17 protein-coding genes and 1 tRNA gene are annotated in these 19,698 nt (G+C 72.0%); 9 read left to right on the forward strand and 9 right to left on the reverse strand.

Annotated elements, in window-relative coordinates; translation table 11 throughout:
• Positions 1–89 precede the first annotated feature (89 nt).
• On the forward strand, positions 90–1,010 hold the full coding sequence (locus tag AB0O91_RS36490) for a rhomboid family intramembrane serine protease (RefSeq protein WP_363442444.1): 921 nt from the start codon (positions 90–92) through the stop codon (positions 1,008–1,010).
• 350 nt (positions 1,011–1,360) lie between these two features.
• Here the strand turns inward: AB0O91_RS36490 and crgA are convergent, their stop codons facing one another.
• The gene (crgA, locus tag AB0O91_RS36495) at positions 1,361–1,609 is read right to left on the reverse strand and encodes a cell division protein CrgA (RefSeq protein WP_270145659.1); all 249 of its coding nucleotides are present in this window, start codon (positions 1,607–1,609) and stop codon (positions 1,361–1,363) included.
• A 167-nt stretch (positions 1,610–1,776) separates the two neighbouring features.
• Between crgA and AB0O91_RS36500 the strand changes: the two genes are divergently transcribed.
• From AB0O91_RS36500 to AB0O91_RS36520, 5 genes are all read left to right on the forward strand, one after another.
• The gene (locus AB0O91_RS36500) at positions 1,777–2,541 is read left to right on the forward strand and encodes a DUF881 domain-containing protein (protein WP_363442448.1); all 765 of its coding nucleotides are present in this window, start codon (positions 1,777–1,779) and stop codon (positions 2,539–2,541) included.
• 91 nt (positions 2,542–2,632) lie between these two features.
• On the forward strand, positions 2,633–2,812 hold the full coding sequence (locus AB0O91_RS36505) for a hypothetical protein (protein WP_350748960.1): 180 nt from the start codon (positions 2,633–2,635) through the stop codon (positions 2,810–2,812).
• A 56-nt stretch (positions 2,813–2,868) separates the two neighbouring features.
• Positions 2,869–3,531, forward strand: coding sequence for an aminodeoxychorismate/anthranilate synthase component II (locus tag AB0O91_RS36510; RefSeq protein ID WP_363442452.1), 663 nt, complete (start codon positions 2,869–2,871; stop codon positions 3,529–3,531).
• Positions 3,532–3,536: 5 nt separating this feature from the next.
• Positions 3,537–4,661: a class E sortase gene (locus tag AB0O91_RS36515; protein WP_363442455.1), complete on the forward strand. Its 1,125-nt coding sequence runs from the start codon at positions 3,537–3,539 to the stop codon at positions 4,659–4,661.
• Between the two features lie 38 nt (positions 4,662–4,699).
• Positions 4,700–5,488 carry a class E sortase gene (locus AB0O91_RS36520; RefSeq protein ID WP_363442458.1) on the forward strand — a complete coding sequence of 263 codons (789 nt, stop codon included), beginning with the start codon at positions 4,700–4,702 and terminating at the stop codon, positions 5,486–5,488.
• A gap of 154 nt (positions 5,489–5,642) precedes the next feature.
• On the opposite strand, the gene pknB is transcribed toward AB0O91_RS36520, so the two are convergent.
• The 6 genes from pknB to AB0O91_RS36550 all read right to left on the reverse strand — a co-directional run bounded on the left by pknB (position 5,643) and on the right by AB0O91_RS36550 (position 14,110).
• Positions 5,643–7,742 carry a Stk1 family PASTA domain-containing Ser/Thr kinase gene (pknB, locus tag AB0O91_RS36525; protein WP_363442461.1) on the reverse strand — a complete coding sequence of 700 codons (2,100 nt, stop codon included), beginning with the start codon at positions 7,740–7,742 and terminating at the stop codon, positions 5,643–5,645.
• A gap of 254 nt (positions 7,743–7,996) precedes the next feature.
• On the reverse strand, positions 7,997–9,454 hold the full coding sequence (locus AB0O91_RS36530) for a penicillin-binding transpeptidase domain-containing protein (RefSeq protein ID WP_363442464.1): 1,458 nt from the start codon (positions 9,452–9,454) through the stop codon (positions 7,997–7,999).
• Complete coding sequence (locus AB0O91_RS36535; RefSeq protein WP_363442502.1) at positions 9,451–10,827, reverse strand: FtsW/RodA/SpoVE family cell cycle protein; 1,377 nt, start codon at positions 10,825–10,827, stop codon at positions 9,451–9,453. The genes AB0O91_RS36530 and AB0O91_RS36535 overlap by 4 nt, the downstream gene beginning before the upstream one ends.
• 163 nt (positions 10,828–10,990) lie before the next feature.
• A complete protein-coding gene (locus AB0O91_RS36540; RefSeq protein ID WP_363442467.1) occupies positions 10,991–12,601 on the reverse strand; it encodes a protein phosphatase 2C domain-containing protein in 1,611 nt (536 codons plus the stop codon).
• Between the two features lie 53 nt (positions 12,602–12,654).
• Entirely contained in the window at positions 12,655–13,206 is a 552-nt protein-coding gene (locus tag AB0O91_RS36545) for an FHA domain-containing protein (RefSeq protein WP_363442470.1), read from the reverse strand.
• Positions 13,207–13,252: 46 nt separating this feature from the next.
• Positions 13,253–14,110 carry a DUF3662 and FHA domain-containing protein gene (locus AB0O91_RS36550; RefSeq protein WP_363442473.1) on the reverse strand — a complete coding sequence of 286 codons (858 nt, stop codon included), beginning with the start codon at positions 14,108–14,110 and terminating at the stop codon, positions 13,253–13,255.
• A 434-nt stretch (positions 14,111–14,544) separates the two neighbouring features.
• Between AB0O91_RS36550 and AB0O91_RS36555 the strand changes: the two genes are divergently transcribed.
• Positions 14,545–14,628, forward strand: a tRNA-Leu gene (locus AB0O91_RS36555).
• 91 nt (positions 14,629–14,719) lie between these two features.
• On the opposite strand, the gene AB0O91_RS36560 is transcribed toward AB0O91_RS36555, so the two are convergent.
• On the reverse strand, positions 14,720–15,868 hold the full coding sequence (locus AB0O91_RS36560) for a histidine kinase (protein WP_363442476.1): 1,149 nt from the start codon (positions 15,866–15,868) through the stop codon (positions 14,720–14,722).
• Positions 15,865–16,518 carry a response regulator transcription factor gene (locus tag AB0O91_RS36565; protein WP_363442505.1) on the reverse strand — a complete coding sequence of 218 codons (654 nt, stop codon included), beginning with the start codon at positions 16,516–16,518 and terminating at the stop codon, positions 15,865–15,867. The genes AB0O91_RS36560 and AB0O91_RS36565 overlap by 4 nt, the downstream gene beginning before the upstream one ends.
• Positions 16,519–16,865: 347 nt before the next feature.
• Between AB0O91_RS36565 and AB0O91_RS36570 the strand changes: the two genes are divergently transcribed.
• Both AB0O91_RS36570 and AB0O91_RS36575 read left to right on the forward strand, forming a co-directional pair.
• Positions 16,866–18,686 (forward strand): phosphatidylglycerol lysyltransferase domain-containing protein, encoded by a 1,821-nt coding sequence (locus AB0O91_RS36570; RefSeq protein WP_363442508.1) that lies wholly within the window; start codon positions 16,866–16,868, stop codon positions 18,684–18,686.
• Positions 18,687–18,963: 277 nt separating this feature from the next.
• A complete protein-coding gene (locus tag AB0O91_RS36575; RefSeq protein WP_363442478.1) occupies positions 18,964–19,656 on the forward strand; it encodes a hypothetical protein in 693 nt (230 codons plus the stop codon).
• Positions 19,657–19,698: the final 42 nt, after the last annotated feature.

Raw genomic sequence — 19,698 nt, forward strand, 5'->3', positions numbered from 1 at the left:
CCCCGGCGGGGGACGGGCCGGGTCGGCGGGAGGGGGACGGCAGTAGGCTGGCGGCTCCGGTGGTCGGGTAGGGGAAGGGGAACGCGCTGATGCTCCCGGACGAGCCGCGGCAGTCGACGGAGCCGTCCCCGCAGGGCGGGCTGCCGGGTTGCCACCGGCACCCGCAGACGGCCACGGGGATCTCCTGCACCCGCTGCGAACGGCCGATCTGCCCGCAGTGCATGGTGGCGGCCTCGGTCGGCTTCCAGTGCCCGGAGTGCGTCGGCCAGGGGCATGCCGGGGCGCGGCGGGGGACCACCCGGTTCGGCGGGGTGCCGACCGCGGACGGGGGACTGGTCACCCGGGTGCTGATCGGGATCAACCTGGTGGTCTGGGTCCTGGCCGCCTACGTGCTCACGCCGCGGCTGGGCCAGGTCTGGTCGCTGGCCAGCGCCGGCCGGGACCGGCTCGGCGGTCCGTACGGCGTCGCCGACGGCCCCGGGCAGTGGTACCGGCTGCTGACCGCCACCTTCCTGCACCTCGAGTGGTGGCACGTCGGGATGAACATGCTGGCGCTGTTCTTCCTCGGCCCGTCGCTGGAGCAGGCGCTCGGCCGGCTGCGGTTCCTGGCCCTCTACCTGTTGGCCGGGCTCGGCGGCAGCACCCTCACCTTCCTGGTGGCCGGCGACTGGGTGATCTCGCTCGGCGCGTCCGGGGCGATCTTCGGCCTGATCGGGGCCACGGTCGTGATGCAGCTGCGGAACCGGGGCCCGATCGGCCCGGCGATGGCGCTGCTGGTCTTCAACCTGGTGATCACCTTCTCGGGGGCGAGGGGCGGCCCGGGCGGGGCCGGGCCGGCCATCGACTGGCGGGCGCACATCGGCGGGCTGGTGATCGGCGCGCTGACGGCTTTCGGCCTGATGTACGCCCCGCGCGGGCGCCGCGGCCTGGTCCAGGGGCTGACGGTGGCCGGGGCCCTGGTGCTGGAGGCGGCGCTGCTGCTGGCCGGGATGGCCCTCTACGGCGCGTGACGGCCCGGACGTTTGTCCACAGCGGGTGCGGGGTTGTGCACAGGCTGTGTGCCACCCCTCCTGTGGACTGTTGTTCTACGCGTGTCCTCCTGTGCGGTTTCCGCGTTTCCGCGGAGTTGTGCACAGGCGTGGGCGGCCCCGACCGGGAAAGTTATCCACAGGCTGTGGGGACTTTTCCCCAGTGTGGATAACCGTGTGGATAAGCGTGACCGTGTGATCGTAGGGCTGCACGGCGGTGGGCGGCCGGCCGCGTTCCGGACCGGTTCCGGGCATGCCTGACCGCCGCTCCGGGGCCCGCGATCCGAAGCGGCGGATGTGGCTCGAACGTGAGCCTCAGGACGCGGGGAGCGTCACTTCCACTGGGTGGAGACGCCGAAGCCGGCCGCGATGAAGCCGAAGCCGACCAGGATGTTCCAGTTCCGCCAGCTCTCGACCGGGTAGCTGCCGCTGGTCACGTAATAGGTGACGATCCACACCAGGCCGATCAGGAACAGTGCCAGCATCAGCGGCGCGACCCAACCGCGGCCCGAGCTGATCTTCACCGCGGCCGTGGTGGGCGGGGTGTAGTCGGACTTCTTGCGGAGTCGAGACTTCGGCACGAGGAGCTCTCCTGTCGATGCGCTGTGAGACCGCGCAGAGGTGCAGCGGGCGAGACGCCGACGGTCGGACGTGGAGAGCGCTCTGAGACCGCTCCCCCGCCTGCCACCGGCGTCCGTTAGCGTAGTGGCTCGGCGGGTCTCAAGGAGATAAGGGTACGGTGACTAATTTGTCGATTCCCCCCGGGAAGGCCGTCACCCGCCGTTCCGGCACCCGAATTGTCGGTCGTGCCCTGACCTGCGCCGTGTTCGCGCTCGCCGGGCTGCTCTTCTACATCAGCGCCCAGACCGCCCGCGGCACCGACCTGCGGACCGACAACTCGCTGCTGAGCCTCGGTGACGTCGTCCGCCAGCGCAGCTCGCAGAACCAGCAGGCGCAGGCGCAGCTGGCCGACCTCCAGGCCCGGGCGCAGGAGCTCACCGAACAGCAGGGCCACGACCCGGCCGACGCGGCCCGGCTGGACGGCCTGCGGCTCGGCGCGGCCCTGGAGCCGCTCCAGGGCGGCGGGCTGACCGTGACCCTCAACGACGCCCCGCCGAACGCCACCGCGCGCATCCCCGGGGTCCCCGAGCCCGGCGTCAACGACCTGGTCATCCACCAGCAGGACATCCAGGCCGTGGTCAACGCGCTGTGGCGGGGCGGCGCGGCGGGCGTGCAGGTGATGGACCAGCGGCTGATCTCCACCAGCGCCGTCCGCTGCGTGGGCAACACCCTGCTGCTCCAGGGCCGGGTCTACTCCCCGCCGTACGTGGTCCGGGCGGTCGGGAAGACGGACGCCCTGCGGTCGGCCGTCGACGCCGACCCGACGATCCGCAACTACCTGCAGTACGTCCAGGCGTACGGGCTGGGCTGGAAGGTCCAGGAGAGCGGTGACCTGACGCTGCCGGGGTACACCGGCACCACCGAACTGCGTTCGGCGGGCGGGCAGCCGTAGCCGGTGGCGGCGACGGCAGTGCCGGACCGGCCTCGCGGCCGTTGATCCCGGGTCTACTCTTGACCCCAGTCCGCTAGCTAGAGGGAGCACCATGTACGGCTGGATCTGGCGCCACCTGCCGGGGAACACCCTGGTCCGGGCCGTCATCTCGCTGCTCCTGATCCTGGGGATCGTCTACCTCCTCTTCACCTACGTCTTCCCGTGGGCGGAACCGTTGCTCCCCTTCGGTGACGTCACAGTGGACGGCGGCGACGGAGCCGCGGCCGGCTGACCCGGCGGGCCCGGAACACCCCTCCCAGCACCGCATCCCACGGAGACCACGCGCGCATGACCACCCAGTCGACCCAGCCCCGCATCCTGGTCGTGGACAACTACGACAGCTTCGTCTTCAACCTGGTCCAGTACCTGTACCAGCTCGGCGCCACCTGTGAGGTGGTGCGCAACGACGAGGTGACCGTCGAGCACGCCGTCCGCCGGGCGGGGGAGGAGGGCTTCGACGGGGTGCTGCTCTCCCCCGGGCCCGGGGCGCCCGAGGAGGCCGGGGTCTGCATCGCGATGGTGCACCACTGCGCGGGGATCGGGCTGCCGGTGTTCGGCGTCTGCCTGGGCCTCCAGTCGATCGCGGTCGCGTACGGCGCGGTGGTCGGCCGGGCACCGGAACTGCTGCACGGCAAGACCTCGCCGGTCGAGCACGAGGACGGCGGGGTGTTCGAGGGACTGCCCTCGCCGCTGACCGCGACCCGCTACCACTCGCTGGCCGTCGACCCGGCCACCGTGCCGGACGGTCTGGTGGTCACCGCGCGGACCGAGAGCGGCGTGATCATGGGCCTGCGGCACCGTGAACTGCCGGTCGAGGGCGTGCAGTTCCACCCCGAGTCGGTGCTGACCGAGGGCGGGCACCGGATGCTCGCCAACTGGCTGGCGGAGTGCGGCTTCCCGCAGGCCGTGGACCGGTCGGCCGGGCTCGCCCCGGTGATCGGCCGGGGCTGAGCGGCGTGACCGCGGTGCGCCCGGAGGGGCGTTACCAGCCGGAGGCCGGTCCGTACGGGGGCCCGCAGCAGTACCAGGGCACCGAGTACGGCGACCGGTACGGCGCCCCGCAGTACGGAGCCCCGCAGTACGGCGACGCGGCGCCCGGCGGGCCGTACCCGTCGGAGCATCCGGCCGGGGGCGCGCCCGAGGACGCCTGGGGCGTCTACGAGCAGGCCGAGCAGCCGGTCGTGGACGGCCCCGAGTACCCGTGGCTGCCCGACCAGACCCTCCAGCTGCGGCTGCCCCTCGACGAAGCGGCGCCGGGCGCCGAGACCGCCCCGCCCACCGGCGGCCGGGCCGAGCGCCGCCGGGCCGCCCAGGGCCGCACCTCGGTCCGGGCCGGCGGCGGACGGCGCCGGGCGAAGGGCCGGGGGGCCGCGGGGGCCCGTCCCAAGGAGTCCGCGGTCGTGGTGGCCGCCCGGTTCGTCGGGGAGGCGTGCATCACCCTCGGCGTGGTGATGCTGCTGTTCGTCGCCTACCAGCTCTGGTGGACCAACGTGCAGGCCGACGCGGCCGCCAGCAGCGCCCGGGACCAGCTGGAGCAGCAGTGGGACGCCCCGCCGGCCGGCCCGGGCCAGCCCGCCGCGGACCCGAACAAGCCGGAGGTGTTCGCGCCCGGCAAGGGCTTCGCCATCATCTACCTGCCCAAGCTGGGGCTGAAGTTCCCGATCGCCGAGGGCACCGACAAGGCGTCGGTGCTCGACAAGGGCCTGGTCGGCCACTACCCCGGCACCGGGATGCCCGGCGACCAGGCGGGCAACTTCGCGCTGGCCGCGCACCGCAACACCCACGGCGAGCCGTTCCGGTACATCAACCAGCTCGGCAAGGGCGACAAGGTCGTCGTCGAGACCGCCGCCGGGTACTTCACCTACGAGATCACCGGCGGCATCCCGCAGACCCCGCCCAGCAACGTGAGCGTGATCAAGCCGGTGCCGAACGGCTCCGGGTACACCGGCCCGGGCCGGTACATCACGCTCACCACCTGCACCCCGGAGTTCACCTCCAAGTACCGCCTCATCCTCTTTGGCAAGATGATCGAGGAGCGGCCGCGCAGCCAGGGCAAGCCGGACGCGATCACCAGCGGGTAGCCGCCCGCGGGCCCGGTACCGGAGGGGGAGCACCGCAGATGCAGGACGACGGGGCCGCGCAGGCGGCCGAGCCGGGCCAGGAGGCCTTCCCCGCGCCCGGACCCGTGCGGGGGCCGGGGAAGGGCCGGAGCCGGGCGCTGGCCGCGCTCGGCGTCCTCGGCGAGCTGCTGATCACCCTGGGCCTGGTGCTCGGCCTGTTCGTCGCCTACTCGCTCTGGTGGACCAACGTGCAGGCGGACCGCTCCGCGGCGGCCGCCGGGGACAAGCTGCGCAGCTCCTGGGCGGCCGGTCCGACCGCCGGCCCCGCCGACGGGCCCACCGGCGCCCCGGGGGCGGCCGCGATCGGGGACGACGTGGGCTTCCTGCACGTCCCGGCGATGGGCCGGGACTTCCAGGTGCTGATCCGGATGGGCACCTCCACCGAGGTCCTGGACGAGGGCGTGGCGGGCGTCTACGAGCAGCCGTACAAGTCCGCGATGCCCTGGGACCAGACGGGCAACTTCGCGCTGGCCGCCCACCGGGACGGCCACGGCGCCAAGTTCCACGACCTGGACGCCGTCCACAAGGGCGACGCGGTGGTGGTCGAGACCAAGGACAAGTGGTACGTCTACAAGGTCGACAACACCCTGCCGGAGACGTCCAAGTACGACACCGGCATCGTCGCGCCCGTCCCGGCGGGCTCCGGGTACGGCGGCCCGGGCCGCTACATCACCCTGACCACCTGCACGCCGGTGTACACCTCGCGGTACCGGATGGCCGTCTGGGGGAGCCTGGTGCGGGTGGACGCCATGGACGCCAAGCGCACCCCGCCGCCGGAGCTGCGCTGATCCGGCTCGGCCGGCCGGACCTGACGACCCGACCTGCCGAGCCGGACGGACCTGACGGACCGAACGCCCGAGGGCCCGTCGCGATCACCGCGACGGGCCCTCGGGCCTTGCTGGGCGCTCCCGCCCCCGGTCTCAGAACCAGGGGAAGAAGGGCTTAGTTGTTGCCCCCTTTGCCGGGGGGTGAGGTGGAGGAGTCGCCTCCTTTGGCCGGATCGGCCGGACGGGTCATCAGCTGCACCTGGGTGTTCGGGTCCAGCTGGGTGCCGGCCCCCGGGATGCTCTGCATGACGATCGCGTTGTTGTCCTGCGGGCCGGAGACCACGGTGTAGCCCAGGCCGGCCTTGCCCAGCGCGGCGACGGCGTCGGACAGCTTGGAGTTCTGCAGCGGCGGGACGGTGGACTTCTCCGGCGCCTTGAAGATGGTCAGCGAGATCTTGGTGTTGACCGGGACCTTGGTGTTCGGCGCGACCGACTGCGAGGAGACGGTGTTGACCTTGGTGGGGTCGTTGGTCTGCGCGGTCTTGGAGGTGTCGACCTGGAATCCGAGGCTCTGCAGCTGGTTCTGCGCGTCATCCTTCTGCGCGCCGACCACGTTCGGGACGGTCTGCTTGGACTTGCCCTGCGAGATCGTCAGCTTGACCGGGGCGCTCGGGTCGGCCGAGGTGCCGGCCGCCGGGTCCTGGGAGAGGACGGTGTCCTGCGGGGCGGTGTCGTCGTCCTTGTAGTCGGGCGTGCCGACGTTGGTGAAGCCGGCCGCCGTCAGGGCCTGCATCGCCTGGTCCTTGGTCTTGCCGGTCACGGTCGGGATCTGGACCTTGGTCGGCCCGGAGGAGAGCTGCACCGTGATGTGGGCGTCCTCGGAGACCTGGGTGTTGGCCGCCGGGGTCTGGGTGCAGACCTGGTCCTTCTTCACACCGGCGTCCGGGCAGGCGATCCGGTCGCCCTCGGTGACCACGAGCTTGGCACCGGCCGCCGTGGCGGCGGTCTTGGCGTCCGCCAGGCTCTTGCCGACCAGGTTCGGCGCCGACACCTTCGGGGCGTCCGTGGTGCCCTTGTCGCTGAACATCGCCTGGGCCACGAAGAAGGTGCCCACCAGGACCAGTACGGCGGCGACCGCCAGCACGATCCAGGAGGTGTTGCTCTTCTTCTGCCGGTCGTCCGCGCGCCGGCCGCCGCCCTGGCCGTAGCCGTCGTCGTAGCCGTCGTGGCCGCCGCCCTGCCCGCCGGCGGCGCCGTAGCCGTCCTCCTGGTAGCCGGAGGCCTGCGGCAGCACGGTGGTCGGACCGCCGCCGGGCTGCTGGGGCAGCATGTTGGTCTGGCCGTACGGGTCGTGCTGCGGGTAGCCGTTCTGGTCGTAGCCGTACCCGGCCGCGCCCATGCCGTAGGCGGCGGCCTGCTGGGCGGCGGCGACCGGGAGGCCGTCGAGGAAGCGCTCGATGTCGTCGCGCATCTCGTCGGCGCTCTGGTACCGGTAGTCGCGGTCCTTGGCGAGCGCCTTGAGCACGATCGCGTCGATCTCGGGGCGCACCTCGGGGTCGAAGACCGACGGCGGCTGCGGCTCCTCCCGGACGTGCTGGTAGGCGACCGCGACCGGGGAGTCGCCGACGAACGGCGGGCGGACGGTCAGCAGCTCGTAGAGCAGGCAGCCGGTGGAGTAGAGGTCGGAGCGGGCGTCGACCTGCTCGCCCTTGGCCTGCTCGGGGGAGAGGTACTGGGCGGTCCCGATCACGGCCGAGGTCTGGGTCATGGTCATCCCGGCGTCACCCATCGCACGGGCGATGCCGAAGTCCATCACCTTGACGTTGCCCTGCCGGGTCAGCATCACGTTGGCCGGCTTGATGTCGCGGTGCACGATGCCGGCCCGGTGCGAGTACTCCAGGGCCTGGAGGATGCCGATGGTCATCTCCAGCGCCCGCTCGGGCAGCAGCCGGCGGCCGGAGTGCAGCAGCTCGCGCAGCGTCGAACCCTCGACGTACTCCATCACGATGTACGGGATGGAGATCCCGTCGATGTAGTCCTCGCCGGTGTCGTACACGGCGACGATCGCTGGGTGGTTCAGGGACGCCGCCGACTGTGCTTCGCGGCGGAAGCGGGCCTGGAACGACGGATCCCGGGCCATGTCGGCCCGGAGCGTCTTCACTGCGACGGAACGGCCGAGCCGGGTGTCATGGGCGAGGTACACCTCGGCCATGCCGCCGCGTCCGAGGACGCCGCCGAGCTCGTACCTGCCGCCGAGGCGACGAGGCTCTTCCATAGTTCCGACCCTCTCCCTCACCCGCCGGTGAGGTTGTGACGTAGGTGTCCCCGCACGCTCTGGGTGACGCCGCGCGGCCCGCGGCCGGTTCTCCGGCCGGGCCGTGCGCCGCCTCGCGGGCGGCAACGGGCACACCCGCTGCTGGCGGATACGCTACCGGTCGCACCGCACCGGACCGGAGTCAGCCGTCGGCCGATATCAGACCGGTATCCGGACCGGGGTGCCGATCGTGACATTCGCCTCACCCACGCCCCCTACTTGGAGAGCGCGGCCTGCATCACCGCCTTGGCGATCGGCGCGGCGAGGCGACCACCGCTGATGCCGTCGCGGTTCTGCGAGCCGTCCTCGACCACCACCGCGACCGCGACCGACTGGCCGTCCGGGGTCTTGGCCCAGGAGGTGAACCAGGCGAACGGCAGGCCGGCGTTGTCCTCGCCGTGCTGGGCGGTACCGGTCTTGCCGCCGACCTGGAGGCCGGGGATCTTGGCGTTGCCGCCGGTGCCGTTCTCGACCACCGAGACCATCAGGTCCTGCATCTTCTGCGCGGTGGCCGGGCTCATCGCCTGGGAGAACTGCTTCTCGGTGTGCTTGGAGATGGTGGTCAGCGAGGCCGAGCGCTCCTGGTCGACCAGGTAGGGCTGCATCAGGCTGCCGTTGTTGGCGATCGCGGCGGAGACCATGGCCATCTGCAGCGGGGTGGCGCGGGTGTCGTGCTGGCCGATCGAGTCCTGGGCCGTGCCGTCCGAGCTGGCGCTGTCCGGGAAGATGCTCTTCTCGGAGCGGACCGGGGTGTCGATCGTGCTGTTGAAGCCGAACTTCTCGGCCTGCGCGCGCATCTTGTCCTTGCCGAGGTCCGCGCCCATCTTGGCGAACACCGTGTTGCAGGACTGGTCCATCCCGGACTTGACGGTGGCGTTCCCGCAGCGCTCGTTGGGGCTCTCGTTCTTCAGCACGGTCTGGGTGTTGGGCAGGGTGTACGGGTCCGGCGTCTGGGTGACGTCGTCGATGCCCTGGTAGAGGCCGTTCTCGAAGGCGGCGGTGGCGGTGACCAGCTTGAAGGTGGAGCCGGGCGGGTAGGTCTCGCGCAGCGCCCGGTTGAGCATCGGCTTGTTCGGGTCGGCGTTGAGGTCCTGCCAGGCCTTGGTGTCGCCGCTGTCGCCGCCGGCGAAGGTGCCCGGGTCGTAGGACGGGGTGGAGACCAGGGCCAGGATCGCGCCGGTCTTCGGGTCGATCGCGACCGCCGCGCCCTTCTTGTCGCCCAGGCCGTCGAAGGCGGCCTTCTGGACCTTGGCGTTGATGGTCGTGACCACGTCGCCGCCGCGCTTCTGCTCGCCGGTCAGCATGTCCAGGGTGTTGCGGAAGAACAGCCGGTCGTCGGTGCCCGAGAGGATGCCGTCCTCCAGGTTCTCCAGCTGGCTGGAGCCGTACGCCTGCGAGGAGTAGCCGGTGACCGGGGCGTACATCGGGCCGTTGACCCAGGAGCGCTTGTACTTGTAGCGCAGGCCGTTCACGAAGTCCGAGTTCGTCACCGGCTGGCCGCTGACGATGATGTTGCCCCGCGGGTGGGCGTAGCGGTCGTACAGCTGGCGCTTGTTGTTGACGTTGGAGGCCCAGGAGTCGGCCTGGACGCCCTGCACCCAGTTGGTGCGCACCATCAGGGCCAGGATCAGCACCAGGCAGAAGATCGAGACCCGTCGGATCGGCTTGTTCATCGGGCGGGTCCTCCCTGGCCCTCGGTGACCGGGGTCGGTTCGACCCCGGGACGGCGGGCGCTGTCGCTGATCTTCAGCAGGATCGCGACCAGCGCCCAGTTGGCGACGACGGACGAACCGCCCTGTGCGAGGAACGGCATGGTCATACCGGTCAGCGGGATCAGTCCGGTGACCCCGCCGGCCACGACGAAGACCTGCAGCGCCATCGCCGAGGCGAGCCCGACGGCGAACAGCTTGCCGAAGGGGTCGCGGGCGGCGAGCGCGGTGCGCAGGCCGCGCTGCACCAGCAGCGCGTACAGCAGGAAGATCGCCAGCAGTCCGGTCAGTCCGAGCTCCTCGCCGAAGGAGCCCAGGATGAAGTCGCTCTTGGCGGCGAAGTTGATCAGCCAGGAGCGGCCCTGGCCCAGGCCGGAGCCGGTCACCCCGCCGGAGCCGAGCGCCATCAGCGACTGGCCGATCTGCTCGGTGGCGCCCCTGGGCGGGTTCGGCGCGAAGGCGGCCATCGGGTCGAGCCAGGCGTCGATGCGGACCTTGACGTGGCTGGTGGTCATGGCGACCATGACCGCGCCGCCGACCGACATCAGCAGGCCGAACAGGATCCAGCTGGTCCGCTCGGTGGCGACGTAGAGCATCACCACGAACAGGCCGAAGAACAGGAAGGACGTGCCGAGGTCGTTCTCGAAGACCAGGATCAGCAGGCTCAGCAGCCAGATCACGATGATCGGGCCGAGGTCGCGGCCGCGCGGCAGGTACAGGCCCATGAAGCGGCGGCTGGCCAGCGCCAGGGCGTCCCGCTTGACCATCAGGTAGCCGGCGAAGAAGACGGTCAGGATGATCTTGGCGAACTCGCCGGGCTGGATGGAGAAGCCGCCCATCCGGATCCAGATCTTCGCGCCGAAGTCCTCGGCCCGGGCCGGGAAGAAGGCCGGCGCGGCGAGCAGCACCAGTGCCAGCACCATCGAGATGTAGGTGTAGCGCTGGAGCACCCGGTGGTCCTTCAGGAAGACCATCACGCCGATGAACAGCGCGACCCCGAGGGCCGACCACATCAGCTGGTTGCGGGCGGCCGGGAAGTTGCCGCTGAGCAGGTGGCCGGCCTTGTCCAGGCGCCAGATCATCACCACGCCGAGCCCGTTCAGCAGGGTGGCGATCGGCAGCATCAGCGGGTCCGCGTACGGGGCGAAGCGGCGCACCAGCAGGTGCGCGACCAGCGCCAGCGCGCCCATGCCGAGGCCGTAGCCGAGCATCCCGGTCGGGACCCGGCCGTCCATCGCCAGGCCCACGTTGGCGTAGGCCAGGATCGGCAGCAGCACCGCGAAGACCAGCAGGGCCAGTTCGGTGTTGCGCCGGTTCGGTGTGCCCTGGAGCGAGATGGTGGTGTTGTCCCGGCGTCGGGTCGCGGCGCGACCGGCCGACGCCCGGCGCCGGCCGCCGCTCTGCTCGGTGTCGCCGCTCAGGTGGTAGCTGCTCACGTGGTGACCGCTCCCTGACGGCCGGCGAACCCGCTCCGGGCGGACCTATGTCGGATCACGGACGTCACTGCTTCGGGCAGGCTTCGGCCCGGCTGCGCTCGTCGTCGGACAGCTGGGACTGCGCGGGCTGCTGGGGCTGCTCGGTCGGTGCGGCGGCCGCCGGCGGGGTGGCGTTCTGGGCCGGGGCGCTCGGGGTCGGCGAGGTGGTCGGCGCGGCCGGGGTGGGGTTGCGGGGCTTCTCCCGCTCGCCCGGGGTGGTCGGGGTGGCGGCCAGGAACGCGGCCTTGGTGGCCTGGGTGCCCTGGGGCGCGGCGGTGCCGCCGAGGACGGCGGCCTTCTGGCAGAGCTTGGCCCAGTCCTGGAGGCCGTTCGCCGTCTTCTGGGCCTCGGCGAGGCTGCCGACGGTGATGGTCCGGTTCACCTGGGCGCGCTGGTCCTGCGGCAGCCACTTCAGCGGCGTGTCGGCGTACGAGTCGTGCACCGAGGACAGGCTCAGCCCGGCCAGGTTCTGGTTGATGCCCTGGTAGATGGCGACGTGGTCGCCGTCCTCGCCGATGTAGTACTGGTCCTGGGTCCACTGGTAGCCGAAGTACCCGGCGCCGCCGAGCAGGCCGAGGGTGACCAGGACGGCCAGCGAGGCGGTCAGGCCCCGGCGCTTGCGCTTGACGGGCGGTTCCTCGTCGAACTCCTCGGTGCCGTACACCGAGGGCTCGGCGGGGGAGCCGTAGCCGCCGTCGCCCTGGTAGCCCTCGGCGGGGCCGAAGCCGCCCTGGGCCGCGCCGTAGCCCTCGGCCGGGCCGAAGGCGCCCTGCGGGCCGCGGCCCAGGCCTGCTGCCCGGCCGGCCGGGGTGTCCGCGATCGAGTGGTCGGCGGCCGAGGACGGCGGGGTGTCGGCGACCGCGCCGACCACCACCGGGACGTCGTTGAACTGGCCGCTCATGGTGTCCGTGGCACCGACGTCGATGACGTCCGCCACGATGCAGGTGATGTTGTCCGGACCGCCGCCGCGCAGCGCGAGCTGGATCAGCTCCTGCACGGTCTGCTCGGGCGAGTAGTAGCTGCCGAGGGTGTCCTGGAGGGTCTGGTGGCTGACCGGGCCGGAGAGGCCGTCGGAGCAGATCAGGTAGCGGTCGCCGGCCCGGACCTCGCGGATCGACAGGTCGGGCTCGACCTGGCCGCGGCCGTCCAGCGCCCGCATCAGCAGCGAGCGCTGCGGGTGGGTCTCGGCCTCCTCGGGCGTGATCCGGCCCTCGTCGACCAGCCGCTGCACCCAGGTGTGGTCCTGGGTGATCTGCGCCAGCGAGCCGTCGCGCAGCAGGTAGGCGCGGGAGTCGCCGACGTGCACCATGCCCATCCGCTGGCCGGTCCACAGCATGGCGGTCAGGGTGCAGCCCATGCCCTCCAGCTGCGGGTCCTCCTCGACCATCTGCCGGAGCCGGTCGTTGGCGCCCTGGACGGCGTCGCCCAGCAGGGTCAGCAGGTCGGCACCCGGCACGTCCTCGTCCAGTCGGACGATCGAGCCGAGCACCTCGGAGGACGCGACCTCGCCGGCCGCGGCGCCGCCCATGCCGTCGGCCACGGCCAGCAGCCGCGGCCCGGCGTAGCCGGAGTCCTCGTTCCCCTCCCGGATCAGTCCCTTGTGGGAGCCGGCGGCGAAGCGCAGCACCAGGGTCATGCGACCTGTGCCCCCCTCTGGGTCATGGACGGGATGCTGTCCCTCATGCGCTACTACTTCCGCAGTTCGATGACGGTCCTGCCGATACGGATCGGCGTGCCCGGCTGGAGCGGAGTGGGCGCGGTCAGGCGCTGCCGGTCCAGATAGGTGCCGTTGGTGGAGCCTAGATCCTCGACCGTCCACTGCCCAGTCTGATCCGGATAGATCCTGGCATGCCGGGAGGACGCGTAGTCGTCGTCCAGCACGATGGTCGAGTCGTGTGCGCGGCCGAGCGTGATGGTCTGGCCCTGCAGCGCGACCGTGGTCCCGGCCAGCGAGCCCTGGACGACCACCAGCTGGGTCGGGGCGCCGCGGCGGCGGCCGCCGCCCTGGGCCCGGTCCGGGCCGGGGCTGCCGGCGGCGGGCGCGGCGGAACGTCCGGGTGCCGCGGTGGCCGCGGCGGCGGTGCCGGACGCGGCGCCCGGGCCAGCGCCGCGGCGGGAGCTGCGGGGGTTCACCTTGGTGCCGAACAGGTCGCTGCGGATCACCTGGATCGCGACGATGACGAACAGCCACAGCACGGCCAGGAAGCCCAGCCGCATGACCGTGAGGGTCAGTTCTGACATGGCCGTCCCGCCAGTCGGTGAGCGAGGCGCGCGAACAACTCGGACACTACCCTTCGACCTGCCGGTAGACGATGGTGGTGGAGCCCACGACGATTCGGGAGCCGTCGCGGAGCGTAGCGCGCTGGGTGTGCTGTCCGTCCACCACGATGCCGTTGGTGGAGCCCAGGTCGAGGACCATCGAAGGGGTGCCCGGACGGATCTCGGCGTGCTTGCGGGAGACCCCGGGGTCGTCGATCCGGACGTCCGCCTCGGTGGAGCGGCCGAGCACGCAGGCCGCGCCGGTGATCTGGTGGCGGGCGCCGTTCACCTCGACCCAGCGGCGGACCGAGGCGCCGTGCCCGGCGCCGGGGAAGGCGCGGACGTTGCCGCCGGCCGGCGGGCCCGGGGGCATCGCGGGGGGCGCGGGCGGCTGCGGGGGCGCACCGTACTGCCCGGCGCCGGTCTGCTGCCACGGTGCGCCGGGGGCCGGTGCGGCCGGCTGGCGGTCGTAGCCGGGCTGCTGCTGCGGCGGGGCGTACTGCTGGGGCTCCTCGGCCGCCAGGGTGCGGCTGCGCACCCGGTACAGGCCGGTGTCCAGGTCGTCGGCCTTCTCCAGGTTCACCTGGAGCGGGCCCATGAAGGTGTACCGCTGGGCCTCGGCGTACTCGCGGACCATGCCGGCGAGCTCGGTGCCGAGCTGCCCCGAGTAGGGGCTGAGCCGCTCGTGGTCGTGCGGGCTGAGCTCGACGATGAAGTCGTTCGGCACGACGGTGCGGTCGCGGTTCCAGATGCTCGCGTTGTTGTCGCACTCGCGCTGCAGAGCGCCGGCGATCTCCACGGGCTGGACCTCGGACTTGAACACCTTGGCGAAGGTGCCGTTGACGAGACCCTCCAGCCGCTGCTCGAACTTCTTCATCATCCCCATGGGGCACCCCCTTCCAGGGTTCGTTCGCCTGCCTGCCGATCCGGCCCCTCCGGGGAGGCGTCCTCCGCGGAGCCGGTCGTGCCTACTTGCGGTACTTCCGTACTGATCGTATCCACGCCGGGCCCTTCCGTACGGTTCCCGGACCGCGTGGTGCCGGGGGGTGGGCTCGGACACACAGGGTGACGCATTCCGGGTGCGGGACGCCAGGTGTGTCCGTGGGAACCGTCCGCCGTCCTTCGTCCGCCCGTTCGTCGCGCAGCCGTTCGGAGGTGGTCGGTCTCCCCGGGAAACGGATTCGGAGCAGCCCCCCGGGTCGTGCTAATGTTTTCCACGTCGGAAGGGCCGCCCGGAAGGGAGCCGGACCGAGGAAGCGCCGAGGGCCACATGGTACCGAGCGGTTCCGAGGATCGGACGGCAGTGAAGACGACACCCATGCGCGGGTGGCGGAATAGGCAGACGCGCTGGATTCAGGTTCCAGTGCCCGAAAGGGCGTGGGGGTTCAACTCCCCCCTCGCGCACAGCGAAGCCCCGCAGATCTTCGGATCTGCGGGGCTTTCTCGTTGTCCCGAAGGACCTTGCAAGACCCCGGAGGCGCAGCGGCCGCCGGGGTCAGGAGCGGGTGGCCGGGAGTTCGGCACGGACCTCGAAGCCGCCGTCCTGGGTGGGGCCGGCGGTAAGGGTCCCGCCCAGCAGCTGGGCGCGCTCGCGCAGCCCGACCAGGCCGTGGCCGCCGCCCGGCAGGGTCTCGGCCGGCCGGACCGGCGGTGGCTCGTTGCGGACCTCGACCCGCAGCCGGCGGCCCTTCGCCCGGACCCGCACGTGCACGACCGCCTCCGGGGCGTACTTGGTGATGTTGGTGAGCGCCTCCTGGACCGTCCGGTAGGCGGCCCGTTCGACCGCCTCCGGCCACGGGCGGTCACCGGGGTTCAGTTCGGCGTCGGCGGCCAGGCCGCTCTCCTCGATCAGCCGGGGCAGGTCGGCCAGCCGGGGCTGCGGGGCGAGCGGGGCGTCCGGGAGCGGGCCGCCGGTGCCGCGCAGCACCCCGACCATCTGGCGCAGCTCGTCCAGGGTCCGCACGGACAGCTCGCGGATGGTCCGGGCGACGGTCGCGGCGGCCGGGTCGGCGGTGCTCACCTGGAGCGCGCCGGCCTGGATGCTGATCAGGCTGACCTGGTGCGAGACCACGTCGTGCATCTCCCGGGCCAGCCGGCCGCGCTCGCTGATCAGCACCCGCTCGGCGAGCAGCCGGCTCTCCCGCTCCTGGCCGCGGGTCAGCTCGTCCAGGCGGGCGGCCAGTTCCCGCCGGGTGCGGGAGAGCAGGCCGGTGGCGGCCGGCCCGGCCGCCAGCATCACGGCCTGGATGGCGTCCAGGGCGGTGCCCCGGCTGAGGTCGATGATCGGGTTCGAGAACGGCCAGTGGAAGAAGTCGACCAGGGTGAACAGGGCCGCGCAGGGGAACAGCACCTTCGCCCTGGGGCGCTCGGTGGCCACCGTGTAGACGGCGGTGATCGGGGCCAGCCAGATCGCCTCGACCCAGGTGCCGGGCATGGTGAGCAGCAGCACCGTCACCGGGAAGCGGCGGCGCCAGAACAGCGCGACGGCGGCCAGGGTGGAGAGCGCCACCTGCCACCAGGAGGAGCCCCGGGACACCAGCGCGGCGTCCATCAGGGAGTACAGGACGGGCAGCAGCAGCATCAGCCAGGGCGCGGTGCACCAGGCCGGCAGCCGGCGGGACGGCAGCTGGTCGGCGGCCGTCATGCCCCGTCGCCGGGCTTGGGCCGGACCAGGCCGGCCCGGTGGGCGAGCACGGCGGCCTGCACCCGGTTGGCGGCGCCGAGCTTGCCCAGGATCGCGCTGATGTGGTCCTTGACCGTGCCGGTGCCGAGGAAGAGCCGGTCGGCGATCTCGGCGTTCGACAGGCCCTCGCCGAGCAGGGCGAGGACGTCGAGCTCCCGGCCGGTCAGGGTGCGGGCCAGCGCGGTGGCCTCGGCGTCCGGGCCGCCGCCGTCCACGTAGCCGCCGATGACCGTGCGGGTGACGGTCGGGGAGAGGATGTTGCCGCCGGCCGCGAGCACCCGGACGGCGTGCACCAGCTGCTCCGGGGCGGTGTCCTTGAGCAGGAAGCCGGTCGCGCCGGCCCGCAGCGCGGTGCCGATGTACTCGTCGGTGTCGAAGGTGGTGAGCATCGCCACGGCGGGCGGGTCGGGCAGGGCGCGCAGCCGGCGCAGCACCGAGATGCCGTCCAGGTCGGGCATCCGGATGTCGAGCAGCACCACGTGCGGGCGCAGGCGTCGGACGTGGTCCTCGGCCTGCCCGCCGGAGCAGTCGCCGACCACCTCCAGGTCGGGGGCGGACCCCACGATCAGGCCGAGGCCCGAGCGGACCAGGATCTCGTCGTCGACGATCAGCACGCGGGTGGTGGTGATGAGTGCCTCCTCGGTTCGGGCGGCCGGGTTCGGTCGGTCCGCGGGGGTCGCTTTGAGAGTAGGGGTAGGTACGGCGGGGTGCCGAACCCGTGGGGGTCCCAACCCCCGCCGTTCGGCGGGGGTGGGAATCCGCTACCCGGTTCACGCAATTCTCAGGAATAGTGCGGAACCATGGAGTTGGCTGCCCTTTTCCGGCCTGCCGCTCGCTGCGGGCGGCCGGGTGGGCGGGGGTGGCCGGTCAGTCCGTCGGGCCCGTGCGGGCGCCCGGCGCCGGGCCGTGTGCGGATGCGCCCCACCATCTGATCGTTTGGAATTGAGCTGTGTCGTCCATTGTGAAGTCGGAGCCCTCCGCAACCTCCGCCGGTCCGCGGCCCACCGGACCGCTCGACCGCTGGCGCCCGAGGGCCGCTGCCGCCTCCGTCTGGTACCTCCGCCTGCTGGCGCTGCTCAACCTGGCCACCGTGCTGCTGGTCCCGTGGGGGAACCAGGTCAACGAGCACAACGAGGGTGAGTACTTCACCCCCTACCTGATGACCTCCGGCCTGGCGGCCGCAGTGCTCTCGGTGTTCCTCGCCGTCGCGATGCGGCGGCGCAAGCGGGCCGCGTGGATCTTCAACGCGGCGCTCAGCAGTGTGTTCGCCCTGCTCTACCTGGCGGTCATGCTGCTGCCCGGCGAGCGCTTCAACAAGCACCCGCTCAACTACATCTCCACCATCCTGACCTGCCTGTTCGTGCTGTCGCTGCTGATCGGGCGCAAGGAGTTCACCTCCAAGGGCGACCGCTCCAACCCGAAGACCGCGGCCGCCACCTTCGTCGGCGGGCTGTTCTTCGGCGGCGCGGTCGGTGCGCTGCTGGTCTGGCTGACCAACGAGCTGGACGGCGCGGGCTGGTGGGACCTGTTCCGTTACTCCGTCGGCCGGATGATCACCATCACCCCGACCGAGCACCTGCGCTCCGTGATCGCCGCCCCGACCTGGGTGAACGCCGCGATCAACGCGATGGGCGCGGTGCTGTTCCTGCTGGTGCTCTACGTCGCCTTCCGCAGCCCGCGCGGCAAGGAGCTGCTCACCCCCGAGGACGAGGCCAAGCTGCGCGGCCTGCTGGACAAGCAGGGCGAGCGGGACTCGCTGGGCTACTTCGCGCTGCGCCGGGACAAGGCGGTGATCTTCTCCCCCAGCGGCAAGGCCGCGGTGACCTACCGGGTGATCGGCGGGGTCTCGCTCGCCTCGGGCGACCCGATCGGCGACCCGGAGGCCTGGCCGGGCGCGATCGACGCCTGGCTGTCCGAGGCCCGCGAGCACGCCTGGGCGCCGGCCGTGATGGGCGCCTCCGAGGAGGCCGGGGTGATCTACGCCCGGCACGGCCTGGACGCGCTGGAGCTGGGCGACGAGGCGATCGTCGAGCTGGACGAGTTCTCGCTGGACGGCCGCGCGATGCGGGTGGTCCGGCAGGCGTACAACCGGGTCAAGCGGGCCGGGTACACGGTGCGGATCCGCCGCCACGAGGACATCTCCGAGGCGGAGATGGCCGAGCTGGTGGCCAAGGCCGACGAGTGGCGCGACGGGGCGACCGAGCGCGGCTTCTCGATGGCGCTGGGCCGGCTCGGCGACCCGGGCGACGGCCGCTGCGTGATGCTGGAGTGCAGCGACGGCGAGGGCGAGCTCAAGGCGCTGCTGAGCTTCGTCCCGTGGGGCCCGGACGGGCTCTCGCTGGACCTGATGCGCCGGGCCCGGGACACCGAGAACGGCCTGATGGAGTTCATGGTGATCGAGCTGCTGCAGCGCGCCGAGGAGGTCGGGCTGAAGCGGGTCTCGCTGAACTTCGCGATGTTCCGCTCGGTCTTCGAGCGCGGTTCGCGGCTCGGCGCCGGCCCGGTGCTGCGGCTGTGGCGTTCCATCCTCGGATTCTTCTCGCGCTGGTGGCAGATCGAATCGCTGTACCGCGCGAACGCCAAGTACCGGCCGATCTGGGAACCGCGCTACCTGCTGTTCGAGAAGAGCAGCGAGATTCCGCGGATCGGCATCGCGAGTGCGCGCGCCGAGGGATTCATCGTCGCGCCGAGCCTGCCCGCCCTGTTCCGACGCCGGCACGCCGGGCCCGCCGTGGTGGCGCCCCGGCTCCCGGTGTCGGCCCGGGACGGGAAGGGGTAGCCCTCCGTCGGGGGGCGGAGGGGGGCCATCGGCCGTACGGGGGGTCCGGAGGGGGGATCGGTCTCCCTCCTGAGGATGACCTCGATCCCCATCCATGCCGATGTGGATTTGTTAACAGGCTTCTAATGTTGAGGTAGCTGACGAGTTCGGGGATTCAGGAGAAACGGTTGTGATGGACAGGACCCACGCGGGGGGCGTGCGAAAGGGGCCGCTGGCGCTAGCCAGAACGGCCGCTGTCGCCGAGTGGGGAACGTTGTACCTGACGGTCCGGGGAGCGGTGCTGCGAAAGAAGTTCGCCGCATTCCCGCTGGCCACGGTGGCGACGTTTCTGATCCTGCTGTTCAGCGTCGTCCAGCACCTGCCGGGCGGCGAGCGCTTCGTCAACCACATCGGGGTGGTGCGGGCCTCCCTGCCACTGGACGTCTCGCTGCTGCGCACCCCGCTGTCGCTGTACGTGCCGGCGCTGGACCTGCCGGTCTGGGGGGCGCTGGCGCAGGTCTTCGTGGTCTTCGCGATCGCCGAGGTGGTGCTCGGCCGGCGGATGACCCTGGTGGTCGCCTACGCGTGCACCCTGGCGGGCACGCTGTTCGCCCGGGTCGGGGTGGCGATCGGGCCGGGCCACCTGTTCGGCTTCCCGAAGTGGGTCGCCTACGTGCGGGACACCGGGCCGTCGGCCGCCGTGGTGGCGCTGGCGATCTGCATCGCGTTCCGTACCCGGGCCTGGTTCACCGCCGGCACGGTGGTCGTCCTGATGGTCGGCGAGGCGGTCGTGCTGCCCAACCTGGCCGGTCTGGAGCACGTGGTCGCGGTGATCACCGCGCTGCTGATCGCCGTCTCGGTCGAGGTCTTCGGGGACTTCTGGCCGCGGGTGCTGGCCGGGGTCGGCGCGGCCACCTCGGTGGCGGCCAGTGCCTCCCGGGAGGTCGCGGCGGAGGCCCGGCGCCGGTCGGCGGGGGCCGTCATCCCCTGAGCCGCGCTCCATCCGATCCGTCGGCCGCGTACGGGACACCGC

The organism is Kitasatospora sp. NPDC089797, from assembly GCF_040684795.1.
Lineage (GTDB): Bacteria > Actinomycetota > Actinomycetes > Streptomycetales > Streptomycetaceae > Kitasatospora.